General features: G+C 40.8%; 15 protein-coding genes. 2 read left to right on the top strand and 13 right to left on the bottom strand.

Annotated features, from left to right (window positions below; translation table 11 throughout):
• Nucleotides 1-175: 175 nt before the first annotated feature.
• Both ACCB35_RS09930 and ACCB35_RS09925 read right to left on the bottom strand, forming a co-directional pair.
• Nucleotides 176-2,548, bottom strand: coding sequence for a penicillin acylase family protein (locus ACCB35_RS09930; RefSeq protein WP_374056988.1), 2,373 nt, complete (start codon nt 2,546-2,548; stop codon nt 176-178).
• Between the two features lie 190 nt (nt 2,549-2,738).
• Nucleotides 2,739-3,776 (bottom strand): class I SAM-dependent methyltransferase, encoded by a 1,038-nt coding sequence (locus ACCB35_RS09925; protein ID WP_374056715.1) that lies wholly within the window; start codon nt 3,774-3,776, stop codon nt 2,739-2,741.
• A 177-nt stretch (nt 3,777-3,953) separates the two neighbouring features.
• Here ACCB35_RS09925 and ACCB35_RS09920 point away from each other — a divergent pair, with 177 nt between their 5' ends.
• Nucleotides 3,954-4,400, top strand: coding sequence for a DUF4385 domain-containing protein (locus ACCB35_RS09920; protein WP_374056714.1), 447 nt, complete (start codon nt 3,954-3,956; stop codon nt 4,398-4,400).
• A gap of 52 nt (nt 4,401-4,452) precedes the next feature.
• Here ACCB35_RS09920 and mutL read toward each other — a convergent pair whose 3' ends face one another.
• From mutL to ACCB35_RS09900, 4 genes are all read right to left on the bottom strand, one after another.
• Entirely contained in the window at nt 4,453-6,342 is a 1,890-nt protein-coding gene (mutL, locus tag ACCB35_RS09915; protein ID WP_374056713.1) for a DNA mismatch repair endonuclease MutL, read from the bottom strand.
• 13 nt (nt 6,343-6,355) lie between these two features.
• A complete protein-coding gene (gene mutS / locus ACCB35_RS09910) occupies nt 6,356-8,977 on the bottom strand; it encodes a DNA mismatch repair protein MutS (RefSeq protein WP_374056712.1) in 2,622 nt (873 codons plus the stop codon).
• 181 nt (nt 8,978-9,158) lie between these two features.
• Entirely contained in the window at nt 9,159-9,803 is a 645-nt protein-coding gene (locus ACCB35_RS09905) for a DedA family protein (protein ID WP_374056711.1), read from the bottom strand.
• A gap of 93 nt (nt 9,804-9,896) precedes the next feature.
• On the bottom strand, nt 9,897-10,715 hold the full coding sequence (locus ACCB35_RS09900; RefSeq protein ID WP_374056710.1) for a hypothetical protein: 819 nt from the start codon (nt 10,713-10,715) through the stop codon (nt 9,897-9,899).
• Between the two features lie 128 nt (nt 10,716-10,843).
• Between ACCB35_RS09900 and ACCB35_RS09895 the strand changes: the two genes are divergently transcribed.
• Nucleotides 10,844-11,773: a VanW family protein gene (locus tag ACCB35_RS09895; protein ID WP_374056709.1), complete on the top strand. Its 930-nt coding sequence runs from the start codon at nt 10,844-10,846 to the stop codon at nt 11,771-11,773.
• Nucleotides 11,774-11,819: 46 nt separating this feature from the next.
• Here the strand turns inward: ACCB35_RS09895 and ACCB35_RS09890 are convergent, their stop codons facing one another.
• From ACCB35_RS09890 to ACCB35_RS09860, 7 genes are all read right to left on the bottom strand, one after another.
• Nucleotides 11,820-12,188: a VOC family protein gene (locus ACCB35_RS09890; RefSeq protein WP_374056708.1), complete on the bottom strand. Its 369-nt coding sequence runs from the start codon at nt 12,186-12,188 to the stop codon at nt 11,820-11,822.
• A gap of 100 nt (nt 12,189-12,288) precedes the next feature.
• On the bottom strand, nt 12,289-13,644 hold the full coding sequence (locus tag ACCB35_RS09885; protein ID WP_374056707.1) for an aspartate aminotransferase family protein: 1,356 nt from the start codon (nt 13,642-13,644) through the stop codon (nt 12,289-12,291).
• Between the two features lie 21 nt (nt 13,645-13,665).
• A complete protein-coding gene (locus ACCB35_RS09880) occupies nt 13,666-15,132 on the bottom strand; it encodes a CoA-acylating methylmalonate-semialdehyde dehydrogenase (protein ID WP_374056706.1) in 1,467 nt (488 codons plus the stop codon).
• Between the two features lie 148 nt (nt 15,133-15,280).
• A complete protein-coding gene (locus ACCB35_RS09875) occupies nt 15,281-16,882 on the bottom strand; it encodes a PucR family transcriptional regulator (protein ID WP_374056705.1) in 1,602 nt (533 codons plus the stop codon).
• A 73-nt stretch (nt 16,883-16,955) separates the two neighbouring features.
• The gene (locus ACCB35_RS09870) at nt 16,956-17,141 is read right to left on the bottom strand and encodes a hypothetical protein (protein WP_374056704.1); all 186 of its coding nucleotides are present in this window, start codon (nt 17,139-17,141) and stop codon (nt 16,956-16,958) included.
• Nucleotides 17,142-17,162: 21 nt separating this feature from the next.
• On the bottom strand, nt 17,163-17,366 hold the full coding sequence (locus tag ACCB35_RS09865; RefSeq protein WP_113968125.1) for a hypothetical protein: 204 nt from the start codon (nt 17,364-17,366) through the stop codon (nt 17,163-17,165).
• A gap of 86 nt (nt 17,367-17,452) precedes the next feature.
• Nucleotides 17,453-18,922 (bottom strand): NCS1 family transporter, encoded by a 1,470-nt coding sequence (locus ACCB35_RS09860; RefSeq protein WP_044337313.1) that lies wholly within the window; start codon nt 18,920-18,922, stop codon nt 17,453-17,455.
• Nucleotides 18,923-19,047 lie beyond the last annotated feature (125 nt).

Here is a 19,047-nt window from a genome sequence, read left to right as displayed (position 1 = left end):
ATTATCGTACCATAATGATAGACGTTGTTAAATCACATCTTGCTAGTGTGCCCATTTCTTTTATGATTATTCACAGAAATAAATCTTTTTTCCCTCCCCTCTTCAATGATGTCAGTACCCGTTTATAGAATGTATAAAACTGCTTGAAGGCATTCTTCAAGCAGTTCCCGGTTAGTTATTCTGCTTTTAATATTAACCTGTCTCCACTTGGGTTGGAGATTGAGGTTTCATGATAGTCTCCATTGATCCATGCATTAATCTGATCATGGTACCATTCACTCTTATAATGACCGGCTTGTCCAGGGCCTACAATATGATAGCCATCGTTCATGTTATCTGTGTCTATGACAAATCTCCATGAAGCACCATGATTGACGATTCCACTCTCATTATAGCTTGCAGCTCCCACCGTCACTCTACTTCCTCCCACTGGGACAGGATCTCTGTCATTTAAGAACCATTCCAACACTGGTGATGCTCCCGATAAAGGATGTTCAAAGTATACTCTATGATACCTCCCCCACTCCCACTCGTTCATTGAAGAACCATAAGCCTCTCCAAGCTCTTCTAAAGCCTGGGTAAGCGAAGCTTTTATAAAAGTCTTGTATCCTCCCCTGTCCACAAACCACTTAGACTCTTCTCCGTTATGAGCTTTTCGAATAAGTTCATCTACTACACTTTGACGGCCTTCAAATAACTTCATCATATCCCCTGACACTTCCTTCTTAAAAAGCCCAGTGGAAATTTCGTTCATCCATTGGTGGAAAATAAGGGGTGCTGCCAGTCTTTTATCATCTTTATAGTTCCATGACTTTAGCAACTCAATGGCTTCCTTTTCCTTATCAGTTAAAGAACCATTCTTTATATCATTGATAAGAACCGGAATGAATTCCCGAGCATGCAAATTCAAATGATCCATCTGCAGTTCTTTCATATCGGAAATTGTCAGCTCATCGTTCCCCTCTAAATATTCCGAAATCCTCATATATCGGTAGGGCTGTGCCCAATGATGACTGATATGATATGGGTAGTCATCTGATGTCACTTTATTATTCGCTGTTGCCACAAAGCCTGACTGAGGATTGATTACTGTTGGAAGGTCTTCGAATGGTATATAGCCCTGCCATTCATATTCAGGGTCCCACCCAGGTACAGGAAGTAGCCCATCTCCTTTCTTCCTGATGGGAATTTTACCATTTGCCTTGTAGGCAATCGTTCCATCTACTGAAGCAAATACGAAATTTTGCGTAGGAACATGGAAGTCCTTTAAGGCTTCTTCAAATTCATCCCAATCCTTAGCCTTATTGATATTAAGGATTGCAAGAAGTTCCAGACTTGGATCAAGTGCGGTCCATCTCATTGAAAGCACCTTTCCACTCTCATTATGATGAGAGAACTCTGAAATGACCGGTCCATGTCTTGTGATCGTGACTTCATAAGGAATGGTGTCACCATCTTTTACTTTAATGGGCTCATCTATGATCGTTGCCTTTTCCCATTTTTCATCATATAAAAACAGCGATGGATCTTCTTCGTTTTGTTTTTCAACATATAAGTCCTGAACATCAGGTCCTGTATTTGTTACCCCCCAAGCAATTTGCTCATTATGACCAAGGATGATCCCTGGGATACCTGCAAAAATCACTCCACTCACATTGACCTGTGGTGATTCCAGGTGCATCTGATACCATATGGAAGGAGTCCCCAATGAGAGATGTGGGTCGTCTGCCAAAAGGGGTTTACCACTGGCTGTTTTCTCTCCGCTTACCACCCAGTTGTTGCTCCCATTGAACTCAGGTGGAATGACTGCACTGGCAAATGACTGCTCCATATCAACCTGAACTTCTCCTATATCTGATAGTATTGCAGGAGCGTCTTCCGGGTATGACGGAAACAAATCATACGCTTTGTCCTTTGGCAGGTTTTTTAATGCCCAGTACCGGAAAGCCTGACCTTGCCAGTGGCCCCCTAAATCAAATGCCATATACTTCCCGATGGTTAATGAATCGATGGGAGTCCATCTTTCAGGTTTGTAACCAAGCAGGGTGAATTCTATAGGGAGCCTTCCTTCATCTTTGGCTTCTTGAATATAAGCGTTGACCCCATCTGCATACCATCCGAGAAGCTGCTTGGCTTCATCGGGATATGCAGTAAATGAAACCTCCGCTGCCCTCTTCAAACCAAATGTCCGGAAGAATTTGTCCCGTTCAATTGCTTTCTCACCGACCACTTCACTCAATCGACCTGAAGCCTGTCTTCTGATTAGGTCCATTTGGAATAGACGATCCTGCGCCTGTACATATCCTTGCGCCATATATAAATCTTTTTCATTTTGAGCTAGAATATGAGGGACACCGTCCTTGTCCCTTGTTACTTCCACATCCTCAGAAAGCCCCTCTAACGATATTGTACCTGATGTAATGGGTAAAGATCTGTCAATATAATAGTTTACAAATATTAATATTCCAAGCAGGATAAACATAAGTGACCCTGCCGTCCACAAAGTGATCCTTAATCGTTTATTCTTTTTCTCCCGTTGAAGCTCTATGCCCCCGTTCATTCCTTTTCCTCCCCTTATTTATTTTAATTTTCTGAAATTATTTATTATATCTAGTTATTAGCTCTTTTAGTGAGGAATTCCTTCTCCTAATTAGTGGTCTTAGATATTTTATAGAACAGTAGAGTCAATTATAAAAAGCTTTTGATTGATTATCATTTCAATCAAAAGCTATCTTTCCTTACCGGGCTTTTGCAATAATTCCATTATGAACCTTTATATAACCATGCTGCAAAATATCCACTCCATTTTCATATAAATAAAGACCCATTTGTTCAACGGTCATGAGTTCCCTATATGTGTGGTTCATCACATCAGACATTACTTCATAATAAATTTTGGATTTGAGCTGAGCTCTGGGAGTAGTAAGGACCATGTATCCATTTGGCTTCAAAAATTTACGATGCCACTCGACGACTTCTGATTTATATTCATCAGGGAAATGTTCAAGAAGCCCGACACTGAGTACAATATCAAACTCCTTTCCAAAAGATAGGTATCTTATATCATCTACAATATACGTTGTTGGAAAGTCACCTTTATAGTAGATTTTATCAGCCCCCGTAGCCGGATTCGGTCCTAAGAAAGGATAGGTGTCCGGAAAATCCCTGTAACGGGTATCTCTACAGAATGGGTCATAATCGACAAGAACAATTTCACTACCCGGATACATCGCCGCAAGCTGCATGGCTTCATAGCCTTCGGCAGCACCGAGGAATAAGATTCTAGGCTTTATAACCTCAAGACCCCCAAATAAAGCCCTCTTCCCTCTGGGATCCCACACCCCATCTTGTATCCGGTGAACATAATTCCATAAATGAAGACGAAGATGCTCACCTAATGCAGCAGTCGTTTCTTTCACATTCAATTTTAACGCATTGCTGATAAATCGTTTTCTACTATGGTTCAACTCAGTGGGAACATCCTTCACAAACCACTCATGAAAGGAGCGATTAAACATTTCCCATGAAGTATGAATGGGAAGAACTTTACCGTTCTCTGCTTCCCATTCGTTTTTTTCTTTAGCGAAAGTTGTTACTTCGTAAGGCTTTCCTACATCTTTCCATGATAGTGTCGACCAATCCCTTACACCTTTTAACCTTACAAATTTATTATATTCCTTTTCTGTGAACTGTCTCTTATCTACTCGATAAGATGGCTGGAGGTATGTTTCTGCACTGACTACTTCGTTATTAATAGATTTTTCCAGTTCTATCATTTTCTTTTTCTCCTCCTAAGTAAAACGCTTACAATCCATTACTATATAAATTAACGATAAATATAAAAATACCTCTAATAAAATTAAAACATTAGTTGACATAATATTATTATAGACAATACATTCCGTTTGAGGGTTTGCTCATATTGGGTACAGTACAGGAAGGAGGTATAGAACATGCCATTTGATTATGACCTTGATTTCGAGTCGATTGATTTTCGGGAGCAGCCTGAAAACTACCGGGTAGCACGCGGGGAACAAGGTGTTTTACTTGTTGAACCCTATAAGATTGAAATCCTTCCCCACTGGCGCTTTAAGACCATTGATATTGCGAAAGAATCTTCAAATAAAATCTATGAGATGTTTATCCAATATAAACTGGAAAATGATTTTGTAGGGATGGACATGGCGAGGAAGTTTCTGCAAATGGGGTATACAAGAGCTCGACGGTACGCCAACTATCCAGGAGGGAAAAAGTATAGTAAAGATGGAGATTTAAAGAAAAGAAAAATAGACGAAGAAAAGGCGGCGGCTGCAGAAATATTCGAAACAAAGTGGAAGCTTGCCAGAGAGGATGAGGAGTATCTTCGTATGAAAAAAGAACATCAAACCCATTATGGTTGAGTGCAATCAGAACAGGGATGAACTAATGCTCGTCCATCCCCTTGTTCTTGTACTACATTATGCGTTTAAACATTTTTTCCATTTCATAAGTAGAATAGTGGATAATAATAGGCCGCCCGTGTGGACAGGTAAATGGATCACTGGTCCTTCTCAGTTCGTCCAGTAAAGCTTGCATGTCTTCCTTGCGCAAATGATGGTTCGCCTTGATGGAACCTTTGCAACTCATCATAATAGCCGCTTCTTCCCGGAGTTTTTTGATATCAACCCGGTTCATTTTTAACACCTGTTCGATCATATCTTCTATGGTTTGCTGTTCTTCCCCTTTTGGAAACCATTGAGGATGAGCCCGGACGATAAAGCTATTGTAGCCGAATTCTTCAAGAAACACGCCGACTTCTTCCAGAAGATGGCGGTATTCGTTTATCTTAATATACTCATCTGTGGAAAACTCAAGGGTAAGTGGGACCAGGAGTTCTTGCAGCTCTTTCGAAACCTCCCCCACTTTTTCTTTGAAAAACTCATATTTTATCCGTTCTTGAGCTGCATGTTGATCAATTATATATAAGCCGCGATCATTTTGGGCGAATATATACGTACCGTGCATTTGGCCAACAGGGTAAAGTGGAGGAACCCGGGGAGAGTGCCGTTCCTCATCGAATCCTTCTTCCACATTGGTATCCTGTAATTCCGCTTCTTCCTCAATTGTGTCAGTTAAGTCCGGAACTGCCGGTATATCTGAAACAGGAATTTTTGCTTCAGGGGTTTCGTTCCTTGGTGTTTCTGGCTCATAAAGCTTTTCCAGCTCTTCTTTAGGAAGCAATCGTTCACGGATCCCACCTGTAAATACTGACCTTTCCTCTTTCGGTTGAGGTATCGGGGAACGATCCAGATTCATGAACGTTTGCTCTGATTTCGGCTGTACAATCCTCGGTGCCACGGCGCCCGAAGGAATCAATTCTTTTCCTTTAAACACCCTTTTGATCCCTTCAGTAACTAATGTATTCAATTCACTTTCTTTACTGATACGGACCTCCATCTTGGAAGGATGAACATTCACATCGACCAGGATCGGGTCCATTTCTATGTTAAGAAGTACAATGGGGTGACGCCCGATAGGGAGAAGTGTGTGATACCCCTCGCCGATCGCTTTCGCCAAAGCATAGTTCTTTATAAACCGCCCATTGATCATCGTTGAAATATAATTCCTGGAGGCGCGGGTAACCTCCGGCAGGGATATATAGCCCTTCACCTTGAAATCAAGTGAGTTCACTTCGATCGGCACCATCTTCTTGGCTATTCCGATCCCATAGATAGAAGCCAGAACTTGCAGGACATCTCCATTACCATTAGTGTGTAATAACGTTTTACCGTTGTGCAGAAGCTTGATTGAAACGTTTGGATGAGCCAGGGCAATCCGGTTCACCACATCTGTAATGTTTCCTAGTTCAGTATGAATGGTTTTCATGTATTTCAACCGTGCGGGTGTATTGAAAAACAGTTGGGAAACTGTGATATCTGTCCCTTTTCTTGACGATGTATTTTCAAGTGTGTTAATTTCACCACCTTCAAGTTCTATATACGTACCAGGACCATCTCCCGTGCTCGTTTTCAGGACAAAATGGGAAACAGAAGCAATACTCGGCAGGGCTTCTCCTCTAAATCCCAAAGTCCGGATACGGAATAAATCATTTTCGTCTTTGATTTTACTCGTTGCGTGGCGTTTGAAGGCTGTTTTCACATCGTCTTCTTCGATACCGTCACCATTATCAATGATTCGTATCGAATGTAATCCCGCTTCTTCAATATGAATTTCTATCACGGATCCGCCTGCATCTATGCTGTTTTCAAGGAGTTCTTTCACCACAGAAGCCGGTCTTTCCACAACTTCACCGGCGGCTATTTTATTTGAAAGGGAATCATCAAGCTGAAATATTTTTACCACAGTTTCACCTCCTTTAGTTTTTTAATTTTTTTTGGATTCCGTACAGGGTGTTCATTGCATCTAATGGAGTCATCTCCAGAATATCCAGCTTTTTAAGCTCATCTAAGCATTTCTTCTCTTTAGATGAAAAATTTTCTCTTTTCTCCTTTTTCTCTGTTGTAAAGAAAGATAGCTGGGAAAGCTCATCTTCATTTGGTTCTTGTTTTTCAATAGCGGTTTCCCTTGCTGCAGCCACCTCATTAGAGAAGGATGGTACTTCCTTTCGCTCGAGCTCAAGAAGGATTTCGTTCGCTCTCTCTATCAGGACTTTAGGCAGCTCTGCAAGCTCGGCAACATGAATTCCGTAACTTTTGTCTGCTGCACCCTCCTTGATTTTATGAAGGAAAACGAGCTTTCCATTCTGTTCCATGGCACTTACATGCACATTTTTCACTTTTTGAAGTTCTTCTTCAAGGACTGTCAATTCATGATAGTGAGTAGAGAATAAAGTTTTAGCCCCTATATGATCATGAATGTATTCAATAATCGCCTGGGCAAGTGCCATTCCATCATAAGTGGAGGTACCGCGTCCAATTTCATCAAATAATATTAAACTCTGCTGAGTCGCGTGGATGATCGCATTTCTGGCCTCTAACATCTCAACCATAAAAGTACTTTGACCTGAAATAAGATCATCTGCTGCCCCGATGCGTGTGAATACTTGATCGAAGATTGGCAGGTTTGCCTCACTTGCAGGAACATAACAGCCGATTTGAGCAAGAATACTGGTTAAAGCTACCTGTCTCATATAGGTACTTTTCCCCGACATATTCGGTCCTGTAATAAGAAAGACTTCCCTTTTGTGATCCATATAGCAGTCATTCGGAACATATTCCTGAGCACCCATCACCTTCTCCACGACTGGATGACGTCCGTCCCTTAGCAGGATTCTTCTTTCATTATTAAAAACAGGGCGGGTGTAATGGCGCTTTTCACTGACCGTTGCAAAACATTGTAGAACGTCCAATTCACTTACGAGCTTCGCTAGCTTCTGAAGGCGGGGAATGAATTCTTTCACTCTTTCACGAATCCCAATGAACAGTTCATATTCCAGATCAACGCTTTTTTCATCAGCCTGAAGGATAAGCGCTTCTTTCTCCTTCAACTCCGGGGTAATAAAGCGTTCTGCATTTGTTAATGTTTGTTTTCTTTCATAGCGGCCTTCTTCCAGGTGTTGAAGGTTTGCTCTCGTTACTTCGATATAATAGCCAAAGACCCGGTTAAATCCTACTTTAAGAGATCTGATTCCCGTTCTTTCCCTCTCGTCCCGTTCGAGTTGAGCAATCCAGGACTTCCCATTCTTACTTGCATCACGGAATTGATCAAGCTCCTCATGATACCCATCTTGGATCAAGCTTCCCTCTTTAATGGATAGAGGAGGATTTTCTACCAGCGCTTGTTCTAGGAGGTCTGTTAATTCTTCACATGGATCGAGCTTGCTTACGAGGTCATCGGTTGCTTCATTTTCCAGTGATTCCACCAGATGTTTTAAAACGGGTACTTGCTGAAGTGATTTTTTCAGCTGAATCAGATCACGTGCATTCACATTACCGAACGCAACCCGTCCTGCCAGTCTCTCAAGATCATATACTTCCTTTAAACGTTCTCTAAGGTCCTGCCTTTCGAAGAATCGCTCCAATAGCACTTCAACGACCGTTTGACGCTTTTCAATATCCTGTTTATGGATAAGTGGTCGATCTATCCATTGCTTTAGTAATCGGGCTCCCATAGCCGTCATCGTTTCGTCTAATAGCCAAAGCAGCGAACCTTTCTTTCCTTTGGATCGGATTGTCTCTGTCAATTCCAGATTACGTTTTGAATAGTAATCCATTTTCATAAATTGATGCAGCTGATATGTCTCAACTACTTGTAGATGATCAAGGCTTCTCTTCTGTGTACGGAAGAGGTAGTGAAAAAGGATCGATGAAGCCTCTATTAGTTTATCTTGTTGTAAAGGAGCAACGAGATGAGCGAAATCTTCCTTTACGTCAGCTTCTTTCTCATGGGATAAGGTAACATCGTTTCGTTCTTTGATCTTCCCTTGTACCGCTTCACTGAGGTCCGGATGAATGACAACTTCCTTCGCACCAATCGTCGATAACTCATTCAACAATGCTTGAAGGCCATCTGTCACCAAAGTCACTTTTGTTTCCCCTGTTGTTAAGTCACTGTAAGACAATCCATAAGTTTGATCATTAAAATCGGTCACAGAGGCAATATAATTGTTCTCTTTATCATTTAAGCCTTTTCCATCCATAACCGTACCGGGTGTAATGAGTTGAACAACTTCTCTCCGCACAACTCCCTTAGCTTGTTTCGGATCTTCGGTTTGTTCACAAATTGCTACTTTAAAGCCTTTATCGATGAGCTGCTCTATGTAGTTAGGAGCAGAGTGATAAGGAACACCACACATGGGAATACGTTCCTTCCCTCCCCCATCACGACTTGTCAACGTTATTTCAAGTTCCTGAGATGCAGCAATGGCATCATCAAAAAACATTTCATAAAAATCCCCTAAACGAAAAAATAAAAAGGCATCCTGGTATTCTGCCTTTACTTGTAAGTATTGTTTTATCATTGGAGTATATTGTGTCATGGTTTCATTCAAACCTTTCCAAGTAAATCTACTAATCTCGAATATTCATTATATCACACGTAAAAGGATTGGAGCATGTAGTAGATTGAGGAAACCAGACTGGTCACCTCAAGATCTGTGTGTATTTCCTTTACCCCAAAAAAAATCCGCTTCCCTGAGCAGGAGCGAATCGATGTCTTGTTTATTCGGCTTGTTTTACTATGCTTGGCTCATCGTCCAAACAGCCCGTGTTTTTAGCCTTATGATTGAAAAAGTATTTATATGTTAAGAAACCAATCAACAGTATAGCCCCTCCGATGACTAGATAGGTTTGGATGTTACTCATCAAAGACTGTACATATTTGAAGTTTCCATTCTTGCCGACTATTAACATTGTGAGGGTAATTGGAAATATTCCGATGAATGTTAATGCGCCAAACTTCCATTTGTTTACTTTACTAATACCTGCAACATAAGAGATATAGTTACCAATGCCTAACGGTCTCGTGATGGCAATGCTCCACAATCCACATTTACGAAACCATTTCTGACCTTTAGCCATTTTCTTTGAGTTGGTTTTCTCTTTGATTTTATCTTTTAATTTATAGCCAATTCCATATGGGATGTAACTAAATACCGTATAGACCAAACTGCTTGTGAATGCTAAAATGATCAGCTTCCCCCAAGATGGATCTAAAAGGTAACCATATGTCAGCGTCACGAGAGCTCCCGGAAATGGCAAGGATGACGCTTCAATTGCATTTCCGGCGAATAACCCCCACACTCCAAGCTCCTTTATTAGACTGATTACAAAATCAAACATCGGTGTGTTCCCTCCACGATTCATTTATATACCCTTTTCCCTATTTTGCATTTTAAAAACGCTCATAAAGGATAAGAATTCATCCACTGGAGGGAAATAATGTATTGGAATTGATCTTTATTTCATTTCCTTAAGAAATGAATGACCCTCTATTTTCCATTGATCCTCAATCGCATCTTTCCGAATGATGAATTGAATGTTATTTTCTTCTTGAGATTGATCCGAACGTATCCATTTCACTCTAACCTTAAGCTTCATCCCAACAAGTGCAGGTAAATCCTCTACAGGAAGTAGCGATCTCTGAGTAACATCCATATGTTTCACTCCCTCAAGGGTTTCCTCTAGGGTCCCATTACTTCCAAATATCACTTGTGAAAGTAGCTTTTCATCATGCTGATTAACCGCAATTTCCAAAACGCTGATCAACTGATAGGGGTCTAATTTGTATAGAAACTCATCCAGTTTTCCACCTGCTTTCAAAATCATGATCTTATGAGCTAAATCAGGGGTTGGCGTCTTATGAGTCGTACTCCCGTAAAAATGAACGCAGAAATGTCCCGGAAAGTTATTTTGGAGTGCACCGGCCCCATGTGGCATGCCATTCATCGAGGCTGATATTAACTGATCATGTACCATAACGAGTATCGCACGACGGTCCCAGCTCCATTTTCCTCCATATATGGATTTCATGATTTTCGTGTCTTTTTCTGTAACGGGTTGTACATCCGCATGTTTGCTTCCCGCTCTTCTTTGTACCTTGAATGAAAGACCGGTTTCTACATCAATGATCGTAAAATAGGATTGATTAGGAATGATGTCTTTAACTTGATCCCACGGAAGTATTTCTATAGTAAAACTAGGCATTGCCTCTGCAGGTTTAGCACCGCAGAGAAAGAATAATGACACAACCATCATGAATCTGAATAGATAAAGCATGTACGAAACCTCTTTTTTTTCTTAGTTTTTAATCCTGCCAGCAAATACATAACCATCAATTTTTGGCAATTTGGATTTAACATGAAAGGATGCCTTTCTACCGATACTACATATGAAAGGGAGGATAAATGATGCTTTTGATTAAGCTTAGTACAATAGGTCTTCTGATATTCCCGGTGATGAATGGTCAAGATCAATTACATATACAATTTCAAGACGATGCGCCAATTTCTATAGACCGAAATACATTAAATGTACCATTGGTCGATGAACCATTAATGAACGAAAAACGATATGAGGAACTAGTTTCAAAAGTGCAAAATAGCGTTTATAATCCCCCGCAGAATGCTTATATCAATGAGAATAATCAGATTGTAACAGAAAAAGCAGGATACAAACTTCATGAAAGAAGATTTCGGGACCTGGTTCATTCCTTCCTTTTTTCCAAAGGGTCAATCAATACGCAAGCCCCCCTTATGACACTGCATCCTAAAGTCGATAGTGAAATCCTGTCCCAAATACGAACGCAACTTATTGGGAGGTACGTCACCTATTTTAATAAGCATAATGAGGAACGTTCTCAAAATATTGCCCTAGCAACCGAAAAAATCAATAATACGGTTGTGTTTCCTGGAGAAGTGTTCTCTTTTAATGGAGTGGTTGGAAAACGAACGAAAGAAAAAGGATATAAAAAAGCTCCCGTGATTGTAAAAGGGGAACTATCAGAAGATATTGGGGGAGGAATTTGTCAGGTTTCTTCTACTTTATTTAACGCGGTTGACCAAGCAGGTGTAAAAATATTAGAAAGGTATCATCATTCAAAGCGGGTTCCTTATGTGCCTCAGGGTAGAGATGCTACTGTTAGTTGGTATGGGCCTGACTTCACGTTTAGAAACGCTTATAACCAGCCGCTGCTCATCCGTGCAAAAGTAATTGGTGGACAAGTCGTCATTTCGATTTATTCTTCCGATCTTATCAATGTGAAAAAAAGGAAAGTTCCCAGCGCTTCACAAGAATTATCTACGGAGAAAGATGTGGATAAATCTATTGAAGAATAGGGTGCTTAATGAAAATGCACCTCCAAACCAAGAGGTGCATTCCTTGTTATCTGTATTCTAAAAATTCAATTCGATTTCCAAATGGATCAGAGACGAAAAAGCGATCTCTACCGTTTATCGGTGTATCTTCTTTTATCTTAATGCCTTTCTCCATCAGGTTATGCCTAAGTGCAGCTAAATCTGTAACAAGTAAACCAGGGTGCGCTTTTGTCGCTGGTACAAAATCATTTTGTACCCCCACATGAATTTCTTGAGGTCCATATTGGAACCAACAACCGCCTCTCCCTTGAAGGTTTTCAGGTTTCGGTATTTCTTTCAGACCAAGAATTTCACCAAAGAACTTTCTAGCTTCCCCTTCGCAGCCATTAGGAGCAGCAAACTGAATATGGTCAATACCTTTAAAAATGATGCTCATTATGTATCATCTCCCCTTTGAATCTTACCCGTTCATTTTACCATAAATTTCAATATATAAGAAAAAAGGAAACACCTGCAGAGCAGATGTTTCCCTGGAATTATTTAAGCTGTCGGATTCCATCCATAACGGTTGATAATAACAGATCCAAATCTTCTTCCTCAATGTTTAATGGAGGTGATAATGTTAGCACATTATTGTAACCGGCAACCGTTGCACCATTTTTCCCGATGATTACCCCTTTTTGCTTACAGTAGCCAATCACTCCATTGACCATAGAGACATCCAAAGGTTCTTTTGTATCCTTATTGCTTACCATTTCAATTCCAATTAGCAGACCTTTCCCTCTCACATTTCCAACATATTGATGATCTTGCAAATGATTTTTCAACGTGTTTAATGCTTTTTCACCAAGATCAGCGGAACGTTCGAACAGCTTCTCCCGCTCCATAATTTCAATGTTTTTCAAGGCTAGAGCACATGCTGCGGGGTTTCCACCGAATGTATTAATATGACGGAAGTAATCATACTCCTCAGATCCTTTAAATGCTTCATATATCTCACGCTTCACGGCTGTTGCAGAAAGTGGGAGATACGCACTTGTAATCCCCTTAGCCATCGTAATGATATCTGGTTTCACATCATAATTCATGAATCCAAAAGGCTTTCCTGTACGTCCAAACCCGCATATCACTTCATCGACAATCATAAGTGCACCATGCTTCTCACAAACTTCTTTCGCCGCTTTCATGTATTCATCTTGTGGAACGAGTATCCCCCCGCCGGTGATGATCGGTTCCATGATTAACGCAGCCACAGTTTCACTTAATTCCCAGGTCATGGCTTGATCGATCGCCTTTACTCCAGGAAGTTCATGTGGACCCTTCCCAAGTGCTTCGTCGCGATAAGCATCAGGGGGGGCAATATGGATAAATCCCGGTGCCAGCGGTTCATACTTATATTTACGCTGAGCTTGACCTGTCGCGGCAAGGGCACCCATTGAATTTCCGTGATATCCTCTATACCTGGAGAAAATCTTATACCGTCCGTGTTCCCCTTTTTGCTGGTGATACTGCCTGGCAATCTTAAAGGCGGTTTCATTGGCTTCTGATCCACTGTTGGAAAAGAAAATGACATAATCGTCACCAAGTAATTGATTTAATTTCTCCGCAAGCTCAATAGCCGGCTGATGACTTTGTGTTAGTGGGAAATAAGCCATTTTCTTAAGCTGCTCATAGGCAGCATCTGCTAATTCCTGTCGACCGTATCCTACATTTACACACCAAAGCCCTGCCATGCCATCCAAAAATCTTTGACCATCCTTATCTGTGACCCAGGATCCGCTGGACTCTGTAACGACCATTGTTCCATCAGGATTGTATGGTTTCATCGAATGCCAAATGAGCTTTTCATCATTCTTTAACCATACATCTTGAGATTGACCTGCTTTCACCATGAAAGTTCCCCCTAACTCTGATTAAAAATCAAATCGAGAAGTGATCATTTTCTTCTTAGTATAGAAATTTACTCCGTCTTTACCGTTTACATGCATATCCCCATAGAAAGAATCCTTCCACCCTGAAAAAGGAAAGAACGCCATTGTTGCAGGAACACCTACATTAATTCCCAGCATTCCGGCATCTGCTTCTTCTCTGAACTGTCTGACAGCCTTTGCATCTTTGGTATAAATTGTGGCACCATTTCCGTATCTTGATTGACGAATGTAATCAAGTCCCTCATCCAAATCCCTGGCTCTCAGTAAACTGAGGATAGGGGCAAACATTTCTTCTTTTGCAATGGTCATATCCGGTGAAACATGGTCAAAGATCGTTGCACCCAAAAAGTTTCCTTCCTTGAAGTCATCCATTTCTTTACGCCCATCTCGTATGAGGGATGCACCTTCCTGCAGTCCTTTGTCAATATAACCCAGTGTCTTCTCTCGATGTTCTTTTCGAATGACGGGAGTGAGAAGCACTTCATCGTCCATCCCATTACCAATACATAATTCATCTGCTTTTTTACTTAAAGCTTTAACGAACGGTTCATTATCCCCTACAACCACTACGGCACTGCACGCCATACATCGCTGGCCCGCACTGCCAAACGCTGAACTGATAATATGCTCAGCTGCTTTATTCATATCTGCATCAGGCATGACTACATGATGATTCTTCGCCCCGGATAAGGCCTGCACCCTTTTTCCATGAGAGGCAGCCTGTTGGTACACATATTTAGCCACCGGCTGAGACCCGACAAAGGATATGGCTGCAATATCTTTATGCTCGATCAACCCATTTACGACATCATGTGCACCATGCACGACATTTAGTACACCATCGGGCATTCCTGCTTCTGTTAATAACTCTGCAAGCCTATTGGCTAAAATCGGGGTTCTTTCAGATGGTTTCAGCACGAAAGTATTTCCACACGCAATTGCAAGCGGGAACATCCAAAGTGGCACCATCATCGGGAAGTTAAAAGGAGTGATTCCCCCCACTACACCAAGTGGATAACGGAACATTTCAGAATCTATATCCTCTGCAATACCACTCAGCGTTTCACCCATCATTAGAGTCGGTGCACCACAAGCGAATTCCACACACTCAAGCCCCCGCTGTACTTCTCCATAAGCCTCTTTAAATGATTTACCATTTTCCTGTACAACGAGCTTAGCTAATTCCTCATGATTATCAGAAAGTAAAGAATGGTATTTATATAGAATTCGGGCACGCTTTGGAACAGGCGTCTTCTTCCAGGTTTGAGATGCTTGTTTAGCTGCTTTCACAGCCATCGCAACGTCTTCTTTAGTAGATATTGGTACTCTTGCAATCTCTTCATTTGTAGCAGGGTTAACGACTTCTAATGTTTGTGAGCTAAGAGAACCAACCCATTTACCACCAATATAATTTTTTAATACAGCTACATCTTTTTTAATGATCGTCATATTCAGTTCCTCCTTATTTTTTATCGCTATTCTTCTAAGAGGTGTAGAACCTGTCGTATAGTTTATAGTTTCATTATGAAAGATATTGGTAATGCTTTCATTAGACAATGTGTAAAAGAAGCTGGCTTATCGATTTAACATTTTACAATTAATTAATCTTCGACTTTTTCAAAGAGCTTAGGGGTTGCAGATAATCATGGGCAGCAAGGAGAAACTCGATGGCCACACGTTTATCAGAGGTCATGAAATCATCTCCAAGTAAATCTTCAATTTTTTTGAGGCGATGGTAGAGTGTTTGCCTTACAATAAATAGTTGTTTCGATGTTTCCTGTTTTGATCCCTGACATGCAAGGAAAACCTTCAACGTCTTCAATAGACTGCCATCATGTTTACGGTCATATTCCAGGAGCGGGGTGAGGTACTCTTCGATCATCTCCCACAGATTAACATTGTTGTTAACGATTGAAATCAGCCTGTATAAATGCAAATCATCAAAGAAAAAATACGCTTTTGAAGCATCCACCTTTGATTGAAACATAAGACTATCTTTGGCAGTTTCATAGCTCTTGTGAATTTCCATCATCTCCAGTTGGTATTTGCCAGTTGCAAATACTGTTTGTGAAGAATCTTTAAAGAAATCAGACTGAAGAATCTTTTCGTAGGCAGTGGTGACTCTCGATTTCCAATCTCCTGTCCTCCTTGTGTCCAGAAGAATGAAAATGAGATCATTCCCTACTCTTTCGGGTAACACACGAAAACCCTGTTGTTCAAAAATACTTCTTGTGACAAGGTTAAAAAAAGTAAAATCAATCGGCTCTTGTTCGTTCAGCCTATTCGTCTGGCAAATACAGACGACTCCACCATTGACCTGTACTTTTAAGTCGGCTAAAAATGCGGAAAGTTTCTCATAGGACTGTTCTCCTTTTAGCCAACAGGTAATCCATTTGGAGTCTTCTAACCGTTTTTGTTCGTTAAAATACAATTCTCTCATTAAATACTGGGCTAACGCCGTTGAAGTTCTGTCCAATATGAGAAGCTCGTATTCACTAAAAGGATGATCGCTTCTATATATACATAACTCTGCGTATTCCTGGTCAAATAGAATAACTTTAGAGGAGGCTAAATGGTGATTACGGGATTCTTTATGATTGTGATAACATTTTCTTATTCTCTCTTCATCAGGTGAGCACATAAGTGGATAGATTTCCACCTCTTGTTCTTTCAACTGAAATAGTACAGGTACAGTAAGCTCCTTATGTAAAACCTGAAGGATCTCTCTGAAGTGATTAACGCCGAGCAGCCTTCTATTTAACTCCTGTGCATACGAATCCAGTTTTTTTATCATGTCATATTGCTGATTGATCAGTACGGAGTGAATATCTTGAGTTATACTAACGAACGGAACTTCCCTTTCGAACACGATAATAGGAAATTCAAATGTATCCGCATACTTTAATACAGAAATTGGAATCATGGAAATATTTGTATCAAGTTCAATGCAAATGGCTGCTGCTTCACTCTCGATTAACTGTTGAAGGAGTGAAAGAAAGGTCTCTTCCTTCTGTAAAGCGATTCCTGTAGAAAGGATCAGTTCATTTCCGTTAAGAAGATTTTTTATCGATGTTACTTCGACTACATGGACCCACTTCACCTGGCGGCTGAGACCATTATGCCCAGCAATCACTTTAGCATGTTCAAAGTATTTTCTTTCCAGAATATCTTCTACTGAAAAATAGTAATTACTTTTCATACATCTCTCCTTCGGGTTTGCCTTAAGTAAAATGGAGAAAAAGGATTGGAGGGACCAATCCTTCATTTTTCTTCTATTCTTCTATACGGGGAATTGCAAACTGAATCTCTTCACTCCACCATTTCATTAATTCCTCTTCTGATAAATGTTGTGAAGACAAGACGCCTAACACCCAATCGATTAACTCCTCAGACGTTTGCAGATTTCCAGGAAAGAGTGTCAGTTCCTTTCCCTCAAGCGGACCATTAATGTCACTCATCCAAGGCTCCCCTTTCATCGATTAGTTTTGAAGTAATAGATTTGAAAAATATTTCCTGGCATTTGCTGTTTTCACATGAAGAGTGGCACTTCTTTTGTTTTCCGTATGTTTAAAAAGAACAAATGCTCCACTTAGATTCTCTGTGATTTTCTCAATTTTAAAGCCTTTTTGAATGAGAAAATCAATCTTATCCCGTTCACTTAAAAACTCTTGATAATCAGACATGACGACACCCTTTCTTGATCTCTCTACTCTAAAAAATTTGCGACTTTGTGTTTTCGCAACGTGTTGATTACTGTTGAAAAGCGGTTTTAAGAAAAACTTGTGCCTGTTGGAGATTCTTCGATGACAACTTCTTCTTCCACTTCAATTTCCCAATCACGTCCGACAGACAAACCAAGATATTTCTCATCACTGGGATCCAGCAGCTCTGCCTGCTCGTATTTCTTGAACCACCAGAATTTAGCCAATACATAATAACAAAGAGCTCCAACGCCGAAGCCGACCAAAAATGAAAAGTTTGGAACGTAATAGGAAGCAACTCCTCCAATAATCCATGAGAAGAACCCTGCAAGATTCACTCCTTTCATATATTTGAATTGTCCTTTGTCTTCATATAATGCTGGTACATTGACTCTTCGTTTTCTGATTAAGTAATAGTCTGAAATCAAAATTCCTACGATGGCTGACAAAATGCCTCCTACGAAAAGTAGAACTGGAATGATTACTCCAAAAAGGTTCCATGGTTGTACGATCGTACCCACAATACCAGCAGTGATGACCCCTGCCCAGAACGGGAATTTTGGCCCCCCGACATTAGAGAATATTGTTGCAGCCGGAACGATATTCGCAGCAATATTAGTTGACCATTGAGCCAGGACAATCATCAGTAGGAGTACACCTAAAACGAACCCACTCGCTGCTTCCTGAAGGGCTACTACGGGATCATAATTTAATACGGCAATATATGAAATACCACCAATTAACACCATAAATGATTGAGTGATAGGGAGAGCTACAAGGTTCCCAATTAACGAACTTTTGTTCCTCTTAAACCAATTCCGCTCATTTTTTGGAGCTTTCATGAATCTGGAAATGGAAGGAATATCCGCAGATAATGTGGCCCAAAATCCCATATTACTAAAGATGACTACGAGAAAAGCCGTAAACGTGGCAGCACCTGTTACCGGACTTTCAACCCAGCTCCAAATGTCTCTTCCTTGAGAAGCGGCTGAATCGGATAGGGAAGAATACATCCATACAGAAATTAGAATGATGACCGGTGCAGCAAGGTCTGCGAATCTTTCCACAGCTTTGATTCCAAGTGCAGTATTTACTAATTGAAGGACAGCAAAAATCAAGAAACACACAAACCAATTATCAAAAGCAAATAAAATATTTAAAATACCATTCATCGCTGTTGCACCAAAGTAAGTGTTTATTCCAAACCACATTGATGCAGCCAGACCACGAACTACAGAGGGAATATGGGTTCCCAGCGTTCCAAAAGGTGCCCTCATATAAACCGGAAATGATACCCCATGCTCAATCCCGATATCTCCGGTCAATGTAATAAACAGACCGATCGCAAGAGACCCAATAATGGTGGCAAGCACAACAAGAGGCAGGGGTAGGGATACGACCCCGGCTCCCCCAATGGCGAAGGTTGCAAGGACTACAACCATTCCAACCCACATAAATGAATAGCCAAGCTTGGTGATTTTTCTTTCGCTCTCTTTAATCGGTAATAAATCAGGAGACTTTAAATAACTTCTTTTCATCTTGAACACCCCTTATTTGTTTGCATCGGATGTGGCAAAACCAAATCTTTGACAAGAGAGGCCGGAGGAAGACAGTCTCTCCTCCTCGGGCAGGAGTTGTTCTACAGTTAAGATGCATTATTTTC

This window comes from Rossellomorea sp. FM04394, from assembly GCF_041889765.1.
GTDB lineage: Bacteria > Bacillota > Bacilli > Bacillales > Bacillaceae_B > Rossellomorea > Rossellomorea aquimaris_B.
This window is presented reverse-complemented; position numbering and strand designations above follow the sequence as displayed.

Bases quoted from the DNA above. Each gene is read 5' to 3' on its own strand.
- ACCB35_RS09925 (WP_374056715.1), bottom strand. From the start codon at position 3,776: ATGATAGAACTGGAAAAATCTATTAATAACGAAGTAGTCAGTGCAGAA.
- ACCB35_RS09920 (WP_374056714.1), top strand. From the start codon at position 3,954: ATGCCATTTGATTATGACCTTGATTTCGAGTCGATTGATTTTCGGGAG.
- mutS (WP_374056712.1), bottom strand. From the start codon at position 8,977: ATGACACAATATACTCCAATGATAAAACAATACTTACAAGTAAAGGCA.
- ACCB35_RS09905 (WP_374056711.1), bottom strand. From the start codon at position 9,803: ATGAATCGTGGAGGGAACACACCGATGTTTGATTTTGTAATCAGTCTA.
- ACCB35_RS09900 (WP_374056710.1), bottom strand. From the start codon at position 10,715: ATGCTTTATCTATTCAGATTCATGATGGTTGTGTCATTATTCTTTCTC.
- ACCB35_RS09895 (WP_374056709.1), top strand. From the start codon at position 10,844: ATGATGCTTTTGATTAAGCTTAGTACAATAGGTCTTCTGATATTCCCG.
- ACCB35_RS09890 (WP_374056708.1), bottom strand. From the start codon at position 12,188: ATGAGCATCATTTTTAAAGGTATTGACCATATTCAGTTTGCTGCTCCT.
- ACCB35_RS09885 (WP_374056707.1), bottom strand. From the start codon at position 13,644: ATGGTGAAAGCAGGTCAATCTCAAGATGTATGGTTAAAGAATGATGAA.
- ACCB35_RS09880 (WP_374056706.1), bottom strand. From the start codon at position 15,132: ATGACGATCATTAAAAAAGATGTAGCTGTATTAAAAAATTATATTGGT.
- ACCB35_RS09875 (WP_374056705.1), bottom strand. From the start codon at position 16,882: ATGAAAAGTAATTACTATTTTTCAGTAGAAGATATTCTGGAAAGAAAA.
- ACCB35_RS09870 (WP_374056704.1), bottom strand. From the start codon at position 17,141: ATGAGTGACATTAATGGTCCGCTTGAGGGAAAGGAACTGACACTCTTT.
- ACCB35_RS09865 (WP_113968125.1), bottom strand. From the start codon at position 17,366: ATGTCTGATTATCAAGAGTTTTTAAGTGAACGGGATAAGATTGATTTT.
- ACCB35_RS09860 (WP_044337313.1), bottom strand. From the start codon at position 18,922: ATGAAAAGAAGTTATTTAAAGTCTCCTGATTTATTACCGATTAAAGAG.